The sequence below is a fragment of the Microcystis sp. M113S1 genome (genome assembly GCF_020246945.1).
Lineage (GTDB): Bacteria > Cyanobacteriota > Cyanobacteriia > Cyanobacteriales > Microcystaceae > Microcystis.
Genome location: NZ_JADBSA010000010.1, coordinates 1 through 11,089, shown reverse-complemented (window position 1 = coordinate 11,089; position 11,089 = coordinate 1). Strand labels below are relative to the sequence as shown.

Annotated in this window: 11 protein-coding genes and 2 pseudogenes; 6 read left to right on the top strand and 7 right to left on the bottom strand. The window is 39.3% G+C overall.

The annotated features are described in order from the left end of the window. A pseudogene (locus IM319_RS00790) lies at window positions 1-174 on the bottom strand (photosystem II q(b) protein); the annotation flags it as partial. 185 nt (window positions 175-359) lie between these two features. Here IM319_RS00790 and cynS point away from each other — a divergent pair. Both cynS and IM319_RS00780 read left to right on the top strand, forming a co-directional pair. After that, complete coding sequence (gene cynS, locus IM319_RS00785; protein ID WP_287734274.1) at window positions 360-797, top strand: cyanase; 438 nt, start codon at window positions 360-362, stop codon at window positions 795-797. A gap of 463 nt (window positions 798-1,260) precedes the next feature. Beyond that, window positions 1,261-1,775 (top strand): annotated as a pseudogene (locus IM319_RS00780) (Uma2 family endonuclease). Window positions 1,776-1,778: 3 nt separating this feature from the next. On the opposite strand, the gene IM319_RS00775 reads toward IM319_RS00780, so the two are convergent. Continuing rightward, window positions 1,779-2,582: a hypothetical protein gene (locus tag IM319_RS00775; RefSeq protein WP_287734273.1), complete on the bottom strand. Its 804-nt coding sequence runs from the start codon at window positions 2,580-2,582 to the stop codon at window positions 1,779-1,781. Window positions 2,583-2,996: 414 nt separating this feature from the next. On the opposite strand from IM319_RS00775, the gene IM319_RS00770 reads away from it, so the two are divergent. Then, entirely contained in the window at window positions 2,997-3,839 is an 843-nt protein-coding gene (locus IM319_RS00770) for an ATP-binding protein (protein ID WP_287734272.1), read from the top strand. A gap of 15 nt (window positions 3,840-3,854) precedes the next feature. Next, on the top strand, window positions 3,855-4,370 hold the full coding sequence (locus tag IM319_RS00765; protein ID WP_287734271.1) for a hypothetical protein: 516 nt from the start codon (window positions 3,855-3,857) through the stop codon (window positions 4,368-4,370). 81 nt (window positions 4,371-4,451) lie between these two features. On the opposite strand, the gene IM319_RS00760 is transcribed toward IM319_RS00765, so the two are convergent. The 3 genes from IM319_RS00760 to IM319_RS00750 all read right to left on the bottom strand — a co-directional run bounded on the left by IM319_RS00760 (window position 4,452) and on the right by IM319_RS00750 (window position 7,252). After that, window positions 4,452-4,649, bottom strand: a complete 198-nt coding sequence (locus IM319_RS00760; RefSeq protein ID WP_287734275.1) for a type II toxin-antitoxin system HicB family antitoxin — start codon at window positions 4,647-4,649, stop codon at window positions 4,452-4,454. A 379-nt stretch (window positions 4,650-5,028) separates the two neighbouring features. Further along, on the bottom strand, window positions 5,029-6,840 hold the full coding sequence (locus IM319_RS00755; protein ID WP_287684399.1) for a sodium:solute symporter family protein: 1,812 nt from the start codon (window positions 6,838-6,840) through the stop codon (window positions 5,029-5,031). Window positions 6,841-6,883: 43 nt separating this feature from the next. After that, on the bottom strand, window positions 6,884-7,252 hold the full coding sequence (locus tag IM319_RS00750; RefSeq protein ID WP_287734270.1) for a hypothetical protein: 369 nt from the start codon (window positions 7,250-7,252) through the stop codon (window positions 6,884-6,886). A 153-nt stretch (window positions 7,253-7,405) separates the two neighbouring features. On the opposite strand from IM319_RS00750, the gene IM319_RS00745 reads away from it, so the two are divergent. Next, window positions 7,406-7,579: a hypothetical protein gene (locus IM319_RS00745; protein ID WP_172970560.1), complete on the top strand. Its 174-nt coding sequence runs from the start codon at window positions 7,406-7,408 to the stop codon at window positions 7,577-7,579. An 11-nt stretch (window positions 7,580-7,590) separates the two neighbouring features. Here IM319_RS00745 and IM319_RS00740 read toward each other — a convergent pair whose 3' ends face one another. Further along, complete coding sequence (locus IM319_RS00740) at window positions 7,591-8,193, bottom strand: chromophore lyase CpcT/CpeT (protein WP_287734269.1); 603 nt, start codon at window positions 8,191-8,193, stop codon at window positions 7,591-7,593. Between the two features lie 77 nt (window positions 8,194-8,270). Further along, window positions 8,271-9,296, bottom strand: a complete 1,026-nt coding sequence (locus IM319_RS00735; protein ID WP_287734268.1) for a cyanophycinase — start codon at window positions 9,294-9,296, stop codon at window positions 8,271-8,273. 220 nt (window positions 9,297-9,516) lie between these two features. On the opposite strand from IM319_RS00735, the gene IM319_RS00730 reads away from it, so the two are divergent. Beyond that, window positions 9,517-10,665, top strand: a complete 1,149-nt coding sequence (locus IM319_RS00730) for a substrate-binding domain-containing protein (protein WP_287734267.1) — start codon at window positions 9,517-9,519, stop codon at window positions 10,663-10,665. Window positions 10,666-11,089: the final 424 nt, after the last annotated feature.

Here is an 11,089-nt window from a genome sequence, read left to right as displayed (position 1 = left end):
TACGGGAGGAGCGGCGATAAAGGCGATGATGAAGCAGGTGGTGGCGGTGAGCAGGGTGGGGATCATGATGACACCGAACCAACCGATGTATAAACGGTTGTTGGTGCTGGTGATCCACTGACAGAACTGCTCCCACAGGGAAGCGCTCTCGCGCTGTTGTAGAGTGGTGGTCATGGTTGGATAATTTCTGTATGTATTTGGTTGTCAAGGTTCTTTGTTTGACATGAGTTAATACTATCGGCTTTTTATAGTTATGTAAAGGGGTTTTAAGAAATGTTCTTTTATCAATGTCATAACTTTTCCTTATATAATTGATTTTGAGGTAAACTAGAAGCAGACAAATTCTGCAAAAATAAGCGATGATACCCGAAATTACTGCAAAACTATTGGAAGCGAAGAAGGAAAAAGGCCTGAGTTTCGCTGACCTAGAAGCGATTCTAGGACGAGATGAGGTGTGGATTGCCGCTGTTTTTTACCGGCAAGCGAGCACCTCCCTAGAAGAAGCAACGAAAATTGTGGCAGCTTTGGGACTGGGAACCGAAATCGTCGCATCCTTAACCGAGTATCCTCTCAAGGGATTGGGTCCGGTTGTCCCCACTGACCCCCTGATTTATCGTTTCTATGAGATCATGCAGGTGTATGGAATGCCCCTAAAATCGGTGATTCATGAAAAATTCGGCGATGGTATTATGAGTGCGATCGATTTTACCCTCGACGTGGATAAGGAGGAAGACCCTAAAGGCGATCGCGTTAAAATTACCATGTCGGGTAAGTTTTTACCCTATAAGAAGTGGTGAGTCCCCCCAAAGTCAACGGTAAGGGATTTCTATTCCTTGCCGCTCTTGCTATTTTTCTTAACAAAACTTAACAATTGACGGCGAAATTTTCCTTGCTTTTGTCGGCATATTTTGGGATAATATTTTTAAAAGACTTTATTTATAATGGAAATCTGAGCAGTCGCTCACAGACACAAATATCCGATTATAAGAAAATCATAACCCAAGCCGCCGCCAAAGTCAAGGGATCACTCCTAATTATTCTGTGAAACTTCTAATTCCTTGAGCGGTGAGGGTTTGGGGAGACTTTTCAGTGATCAGCTTCTGAAGGCAAAAGGCAACAGACAACAGGCAAAAGAAAGAGTCTGACAATTCTCCTGCCTAAAAAGAAGGTTAGAAACTAAGCACATCAAAGCTTTTAGCTTAACCAATTAGGTTTTAGATTCGGTCGAGTAAACAGTAAACAGTATATTTTGAGCCAGAAATACAATCACAAACTCGTCATGAATATGTTGATGGAAAAATTATTGCTATGACAGTAGGAACACCGACCAATAATCGCATTATTGCTAATTTATTAGTGGCTTTATATACCGCGCTCACAAATCAATGTTATGCCGTTTTTGTCACTGTTCAGCGTTTATGGATACCTGAGCGGCGAATGGCCACTTATCCTGATATTATGGTAATGTCTGAACCGCTGACTTATCAAGAAAGACGCACAGATACTTTAATTAATCCTGTTTTACTGAGGTTTTGTCTTCTTCTACTGCTAATTATGATCAAGAAGATAAATTTACTGCTTATCGAACCATTCCAACTTTTCAGGAATATTTATTAATTTCTCAGGAAAAATGTTATATTGAACAGTTTCAAAAAGAAGGCGATTACGGGTTTTTTAAAGCTTATAAAAATCCTCCTATAATAACTTTAAAATATTTGCGGGTTGAGGTAGAGATAGCAGATATTTATAATGATGTAATCTTCGACAATAGTTAAAATCTATAAGATTTTAATCACAAAAACTAATAAATTTGCTACGTCATTAGCTTTTAAGCCAACATCTTGATAAGGTTCAGCAACCCATTTATTTCTAATATCTTCTTTGCTCATACCTTGAGCAATTAAATCGACAAAATGAACTTCTGATTCATCAAAACGGAGGGCTATTGTTTGGTAATTTTTTTGTTGGTTACTACAGGTTAAAATAAGACGATCAAGACGAATTGTGTAAGTATCCATAAAACCATCTTTATCTTGATCATTTCTAAAGTTTTCAAAAGAAACATATCCCATGTTTAAACCTGGACTCAAAAAAGTTGATAAATTAGTGTCATAATTCTTGAGCTTATGAACTCTTTGACTTTCACTAAGTAAAATGACATCTTCTCTAAAATCATTAAAGTAAATTAAATTTTTTCCATGTTCGAGTGTATCATTATTAATAATCATTATGACAAAAGTAGCACTATTTCCTCTGAGAAAATGCTGATAACTCTTTTGCAAAAGTTTGTTTTTTTCATCCTCCGCAAGATTTTCTAAGGCTACTTTATAGGCTACAGTAGCATCAATAACATCTTTGTTTAAAGGGATCATAATAATTTTAGATGTTAAATTGCTATTGAACCATCCGCAATTGACATCGGCTTCTCTATATTTTAAATTAGCCTCTAAAGCAACCTCTAACGCATCACGCATTTGAGCAATCTTTGATTCCTGCTGTTGCTTATCGTAAAAAGCTTGATCACAGGACGTTAAAGATAACATTAGACTTAGGATAATTGACAACTTGGCAATTTTTATCATTTCATTGTCCTCTATTTAGTAAATTTTATAAGGTCGAAAAATCAGCAAAATCTACTCCTCTATAGATTTAATGTACATCTATAGCGTTTCCTGTTCACAAGAGGTACATTCTCAATCCTGAAAAGCTTAATCAACAAAGGTTAAAGTGTGCCTCGCAGATGCGAGAACCGCTATAACTTAAATAATCAGCCAACAGTAGTACAAAAATGTTATTGCTGATATACGAAAATCTGTACCATCACACATTTTCTTTAGATTGGCTAAATAAAGCCTTGAAACTGCTTAATTACTTAGGATACATCGTAGTCTTGAGTTTAGTCAGTCGGAAAAGTCGGAACTTACAGCCAAACAATTGATCTGAAATATCGGAAATATCAGCTAAAATAAGTAAAAAACTTACCTAATCTATAGTCCATGTTTCAAGCTAATCTATCTAATACGGTGTTAAATCTCTTAGATGAGTTGGTTTTTGCCAAAACAGATCAACATCTAGACTATCTTCAAAAAACTATCTTGCAAGGGACCTTAGAAGGTTACAAATACTCAGAAGTTGCCAAAGAATCTCATCTTAGTGAAGGTCATATTCGAGATAGTGCTTCAGAATTATGGAAAATTTTGTCAGAAGTTTTAGGGGAAGATATTACTAAATCAAATATTAGAGCAGTTTTAAAGAAATCTCAGTTCTATAATCATATTTCATCAGGTAGAGATTTTGTTTCTCTTAATAATGTCAATCTCTGTACTTCTAATCTATCTGCGTCTAATGGCAATAACCACCAATCTCAACCTGACAATAATCGTACCTATTTAGATTTAGGTCATATTCCTGAAATAACTCAATTTTATGGGAGAATTGCCGAATTAAATAATCTAGAAACTTGGATAGTTGCGGAGAAATACCGTTTGGTTACTGTGTTAGGTTTAAAAGGAATTGGTAAAACCACCCTTTCTTTGAAACTGGTTGATAAAATCAAAAATAGTTTTAATTATGTTATTCGCATAAGTTTGTATTTTTGTCCAAAATTAGATGAACTTTTAAGTGAAATTTTACCCTCTATCAATCCTCAATTAAAGCTCTCTCAAAGTCTTGACAAGAAATTAAATTTATTCTTAGAGTTAATAAAAAGCCATCGCTGTTTGATTATTTTTGATGATTTACAAAGTCTATTTGACTCTAAAAAACTAGCAGGTAATTATCAAAAAGATTACCAAGACTATCAACTATTGTTTAAAAGCATTGCTGAAGTCAATCATTAAAGCTGTTTACTGTTGTTGAGTCAAGAAAAACCTATTGATACGACTTTTTATGGACAGAAAAATAAATTCATTAAAACATTAATCGTAGAAGGTTTAGGAGAAGATGCAATAGAAATTTTGCGCCATCATAATCTATTAAATGAAGACAGTTGGGAAACCCTAATTAAACGTTATCAAGGTCATCCTCTTTGGTTAGAATTAGTTGCCAGTTTTATTCAAGAGATGTTTTTGGGTAAGGTTGCTGACTTTTTAGAACTTAAATACCCGATTGCCGAAGAAACTTTAGAGCAGACTTTATTAAGTATTTTACAAAGTTTAACAGAATCAGAGAAACTAATGCTAACAGAATTAGCAAATTTTAATCAACCTATTTCCATTAAAGAAATGATCGACCAAACTTCTCTAGCTTATACAGATTCTTTGAAAATAATTCAATCTCTAATCAGACGAATAATAGTGGCAAAAGATGAGAACGCTCTATTATGTTTAAATCCTGTTTTTAAAGCTTATGTAATTAATCATCAAATCTAGATATGAGTCGAAAGCAAGAGAAATTTTAGCTAATTTTATCGCAATCATAATAGTTTACGAAATTCTACGACTGTCAAATAGTTACACCTGCATTTTAATTTCAGGAATTTCCCCATCTTGCCAGCGTTCTTCTAAGGCTGCAAGATACTCACGAATTGCATCTTGTATATTAATTAATGCATCTTCCTCAGTGTCTCCCTCAGACCAACAACCAGGGAGTGCAGGAACGCCAACAGTAATTCCTTCTTCAGAACGATAAAGCACAATTTTGTATTTCATCATAAGTTCCTTCTAGATAGCACTTCATTAAGAAGTGGTGAGTACGGCCAAAGTCAACGGTAAGGGATTTCTATTCCTTGCCGCTCTTGCTATTTTTCTTAACAAAACTTAACAATTGACGGCGAAATTTTCCTTGCTTTTGTCGTGAGATTTTGGGATAATATTTTTAAAAGACTTTATTCATAATGGGAATCTAAGCACTTCATAATAGACACAACCATCCCATTATAAAAGAATCATAACCCAAGGTGCCGCCAAAGTCAAGGGATCACTCCTAATTAGGGTCTGCTGAAAAAGTTTTTCGTGGGGACAGGGTGTGGGGAATTATCAATTGGGGAGTGGGAAGACAGTAAACTGATAACTGATAACTGATAACTGCCTAACCTAAATCTCGGTCTTTAGTGACGGTAATTTCCTTAGATAAATGTCGATACCAAGTAAAATAGAGACCGATGGAAAGCAAAAGAAAAACCAAAGCCAAAATCTTCAAACTTTGCCACTGCTTGATAATTAAAACAATCCCCATCATAAACAGGACTAATTGCCAAGGAACAGTGAGAAAAGCGGCGATGATATCCCGTTGATTTTCCGCTTTAATTTTTGCCTGTAGGTTAGGTTTAACACTTTGACGGACTTCTCCCCAAAAGCCAAAAGGTCGGGTAATATTATAGAAATTTTCCATAACTAAACTATCGGTAGGAGGAGTTAACAAAGTAGCGATAATACAGCCAGCTAAAGCGAACAAACTCGGCACAAGAAAGAGAATAAGTTCCTGATATTGACTGTGACGAAAGAAAGGTAAAATTATCGCTTGTGAGGCAATAGCCGCAATCATTCCCGCTAAAGTTCCCACGGCAAAACCATAACCATTAAAGCGCCACCAATACCAACGCAGTAGGAGAGGAACTGCTAATCCCACCCCTAATCCCGTGGTTAACCAACCCCAAATATCATTGACATTTTGGATATTAAAACTCAAAACTAAGCCAATTACGACCACAAAAACCGAGGCCAAACGACCTTGAAAAACTAACTCCTGTTCTCCCGCATTCGGTTTCAAAAAAGCTTGATAGATATCTTTGACCCAATAGGCAGCACTAGCGTTAATAACTGCGTTAAAAGTGGACATAGCTGCCGCCAAAAAAGAAGCAATTAATAACCCTTTCATCCCCACAGGAATGTATTGAGTAATCACCGTGGCGAGAATTCTTTCTGGATCTGTAATCGTGCCTTCGGTTAAACCGTAGTGAATACCTAAAACCGCAAAAGCTGTGACTAAAGGCCAACGGAAAGAAAGCAGAATAATCCAGAATAAAGATAATAAACCGGCATCTCGATCGCTTTTGGCCGCTAGGTATCGTTGTAACATATAACCACCGCTGCCGCTGCAACCTTCGATGATAGTTTTAACTAAATAAAAGAAAATCACCCCACCAAACAAATTAAAGATGGCATAATCTCCGGGTAAATCCAAAGTCAGGGAGGGAAAAATACTAGCCCAGTCGCTTAAATTCCAAGTTTTTGGCTCCGCTGCCCCCGGAATTGCTACGGTAAAAGTATCAGGAAGATTAACAGTAAAAAAAGCCACTGTCGATACATAAATTACCGCCACAAAAATCAGAAATCCTTGAAATAAATCGGTAATTACCCCACCATAAAAACCACTGGCCACCGTATAAATCAAGGTTAGAAGAATTAATATCACCGAAGCAAGACGATCATCCATGCCCAAAAACTGCCCTAAAAATTTCCCCCCCGCAACGGAGAAATAACTCATCGCACCGATAGAGAATAAGAGAGTGGCGACGGCGCTAATAATTCGGGCAAAATTCCCCTGTTTTCCAGTTCCAAAGCGAAATTGCATCCATTCCGCCATGGTCATAACTTGGGCGCGACGATTCCATTTGCCCATAAAAGCCATGAGAAAGGCCATAATTAGGACAACACCGCCGCGAATTTCGATAAATAGTCCTTTGGGGCCGACGGCGTAAATTAGGGCAGAAATGACCATAGTTCCCGCTAAATCGGTGTTAGCTGCCATTCCCGACACCCCCAACATCCACCAGGGCAAATTACGATTACCTAAAAAGTAGGATTCTAGACCTTGAGAAGCTTTTTTCTCGGCTACAATCCCGATTATTAGGGTTGCTGCCAGATAAAGCAGGATAATTACATAATCAATTAACTGCATAGTTGAGATCAATTTAACTTTCGATCGTTATAGCATCAATTGACTACGATTTCTGGCTAACGGTTTCTTTTTCTAAGACTTGCACCCGTTGCTCTAGCTTTTTTAAATCTTCCTTTATTTCAATTACTAAAGTGGCTAAACGCTGGAACAGTGGGTCACTTTCCCCGACCACTTCCCCATTTACTATACCCGTTCCCGATCGCCGTTGGGGAATCGGAGCGGCATTTTCCCCGCGGGTGGATATTCCTCGAATCTGACTTTCAATGCGCTCGACTCGATTGCGGAGACTAATTAACTCCGATCTTACCGCCGTATCCGATTGTGCTTTGCTGGCATTAACAAAACTCAGTATTAGCAAAAGGGAGATAATCAGCGTTAAAAAGCCATAAAAAGATATTTTAGCTAATTTCATCGATTTTACCCCCTATCTATCTTACCCGACTTAATGTTAAGAAACGTGGCTAAATCTAAAGCTTAATTGCAATTCTGCCCCCAGGTGATTAGTTGCTCAAAAGAGGATGATAAGGTAAAAAACACGATTTTGTGGAAATTTGGCCTTATCTCTATGTATAAAAACTCGGATAAAGATTTTCTCGGAGCGGCAATCACAGCCGGTTTAGGTGCGGGAATCGTCACTTCTTTTGCCGTCAATCAAGGACAAGACATCGGTACAGCTTTAGGAATTACCGCTTTAGCGGCTCTTTGCGGTGTCGTCTGCCGTCATTTTGACCTAATGTGATGCAATCTTCCTCACACATCCAATTCTGCCGAAAAATCCCGTTTTTTCTCGTATTGATAGGGACCGAGCAGAGCGCCCCAAATTCCCTTACCGGTGCCGGGATCTAGGCCTTTATCGTAGGTTTTTAGGCTATGACTCGTCACCTCGAAACCTAAAGCCACCTGATAGGTTGTACCCTCATAGGTGAATTGACAGCGCTGTTCCGGTTGCGGTTGGGCGATAAACTGGTATTGATTATCAGCGAGAGTATGGACTTTGACCGCTAAAGTGCAAGTAGGCAGGAAAGTTAGGTCTTCTAAGCTAATTTTTCGCAAAATATCGGGATTTTTGCCCGCACCTTGCACGGATTTCAGGTCATTAAACATATAATGCCTAACCTCTAACCCTGCCGATTCCGAGCGCGTTAATCGCCACAGTCGCGGTCGGTAAGGTTGGTCTAAATTGATTATACTCGCCTGTTCGGCAAAAAGAGCGATGCTGTCTTCCCGAAATAAAGGCAGCGGACGCAACCATAAACGCAGGTGAACGTACCACACCGGTTCTGCTTGCGCTTGCCGTTGATTTTCAAATTCACCTGCGAGATACCGACCGAAAGTGATTAATTCAGGGGTCATAGCTGAAAAAATTCTCCTTATTGCCTCAAAATTAATCCTAACACCCAGAGAACTCACTTTTTTGACAAAAATGACCTTCAGGCTATCGGAACCCGCTTAAACCCGGCTATTCCTCCTTTAGTGTACCAATATTCCCAGCGACCGCCAGCAGCACTAGACCAATCCTTGAGGTCAAATTTACCGCTGCCGGAGGGAGTTCCCGCGATGCGATAGACTTTCACCGCTTGACCGTTATTATTCCAGATTAAAGGCCGATCCGGCTCCATCTGTTCGGGTAGAGTCCCGTTAGTTTGCAGAAAATAGGCATCTTGTCCCTTATCGGTGCCGTTGCCGTAGACTTTGGCGATACCATGCTCATCGATCGCCAGAAAAGCACCTTCTTCTAAACCGATAGCGTAGGCGGGCAGTTGATTGTGATTATCGTGTACATTGCGGGCTAAAAAACCAAAAAGGCGACCATATCTTGTTTCGGGATGATCTTGATTGAGTCGATCCAAATGGGTATCTGTCACGACTTTTTTGAGAAAAGGAACCCGGATAAAATCACTCCGATAGAAGTCTTTAGTGTTGAAGTGAAAGGGATTATTTAAGATTTCCGAACTCAGTACCCCTTCGTGAGTGGGCGCATAGTAAAAATCACCCAGAATAGCCATTCCTGCGCTGGTTCCCGCCACGGGAACTTTTTTCTCATTGATCAGATAATTGATCGCTGTTTCCACCTTTGTGCTTTCCCACAAATCCTCGTACTGATTTTGATCACCACCAGCAAAAAAAAGAATATCGGCATTACGAATATATTCGATAACATCAGGATGATTCGCCGCTTCACGACTATCAATTGATAGTTCCGCCGCCGAGCCGATCAGGGAGCGGTAATTATCGCAAATCCAATCAGCTTGACCGCCAAGATTGCCAAAGCGCAACACTAAGTAATTACCGCCTTTAGCTCGATTCAATAACCATTTTGTCGCCTGATCTTCTCCTAATTTACCTCCTTCCGCTCCCCCGATTAATAAAATACCCGATTGATGTTTTACCGACTGAAAATTGGCTTGTCCACAACGACAAGAATAAAGAAAATCTTGGTCATTATTGTCTAACATAGTCTTATACCCTCGCTCCTTAGCTTACTCTTTCTATCCTAGCTTTAACTAGGACAAAATAAGAGTTTTCTACTATAAAAGTTAACAACAAAGCTGATCTATAGCTGAAATCGGTAGCGGCAAAACTCCCTAGTTTACATTCTGTTAAAAATCGTTCTATAATAATTTAAGGCTAGAAACTGGCAATTATTACTGTTGAAGTTGAAAATCGGCGGGCGATATGTTAAACAGACGTTCTTTTTTGCAAGGATTAGGTACAATCGCCTTAGCGGGAGGTTTAAGTGGCTGCGCTTCTGGAAGCGGCGATCCGAGCATTTTTCTCCTATCTGGTTCGATTCCACCGCGATTACTAACAGATTTTCGGAAAACTATTGCCGAAAAAAAAGTAAATTTTCAGTCGGAAAGGCAGCTGAAAGAGCTATTAAAATTGTTGGAAAAATGGTTAAAAAATCAGGAGCAACCAGCCTCACAATTTTCGATTCCTGTCCCTTTTAGGGAACAAAACCCAGCGATGGGTAATTTAGTCACCCTAGGGGATGCTTGGCTAGGAAAAGCGATTACCAACGGCTTAATTCAACCCCTAGATACTTCTCAACTTTCTAATTGGTCAAAACTGCCCCCCCGTTGGCAAGAAAACATGACTCGCAATGCCCAAGGACAACCGCAAACAGAGGGTAAAGTCTGGGGTGCGCCCTACCGTTGGGGAATGACAGTAATTGCCTATAATGAGGAAAAATTCGCTCAATTTGACTGGCGGCCACAGGATTGGTCCGATCTATGGCGACCGGAATTAACCGGTAAAATTGCCCTAATCGATAATCGTCGCGAAGTCATCGGTTTAACCCTAAAAAAATTGGGTTATTCTTATAATTCTAGTGATTTAAAGCAAGTGACGGCACTAAAAGACCAGCTATTTGCTTTACAAAAACAGGTAAGATTTTATAGTTCTCAACATTATTTACAACCCCTGATACTCGGTGATGTCTGGCTATCTGTGGGTTGGTCTAATGATATTTTACCAGTGAGCGATCGCTATAATAAAATTAAAGTTGTTGTCCCCAAATCTGGGACTTCTCTCTGGTCAGATGTGTGGGTAAAACCAGTTTTAACTACTCCTAATTCTCTTGTCGAGCAATGGATTGATTTTTGTTGGCAACCAGAATCCGCCACTAAAATTTCTTTATTTACCTCCGGATTATCACCCCTAATTCTCACTCAAAATCCCGACCAAATTCCCCCAGATATTAAAAATAATCCTTTACTTGTCAATCCAGAAGCAATCAAAAACAGCGATTTTTTAAACCCTTTATCGCCAGCAACCGAGCAAGAATACGAGCAATTGTGGCAAGCAATGCGACAGTTAGTATAGTCAGGAGATAATAGACAAAATTCTGCGAGAATATTGAGGTGAAAATTACATTTACCTAACTGATTCTAGCTGATAAGTAGGGAGGCACAATTATTTGTAGGATGGGTTAGCGCACTTTGTAACCCATGCGGGCGTTGGGTTTCATACTTCAACCCAACCTACGTTCATCTTATATTTAATTCCACCCACCTACTTAGGGTCTGCTGAAAAAGTTTTTCGGTGGGGGTTGGGGGTTGGGGGTTGGGGTGTGGGGTGTGGGGTGTGGGGTTTTACCCATTTTCAGGTGGTCAATTACCTAATTTTCATGGAAAAAGTCCCTGAATTTTCCCCCCAATCACTCCAAGGGTCGGCACTTTTTGAGGTCAAAAAAGTCTAAAAACCTTGTTGGATAAGGTTTTTAGATTTATTCAGCAAACCCTACTTA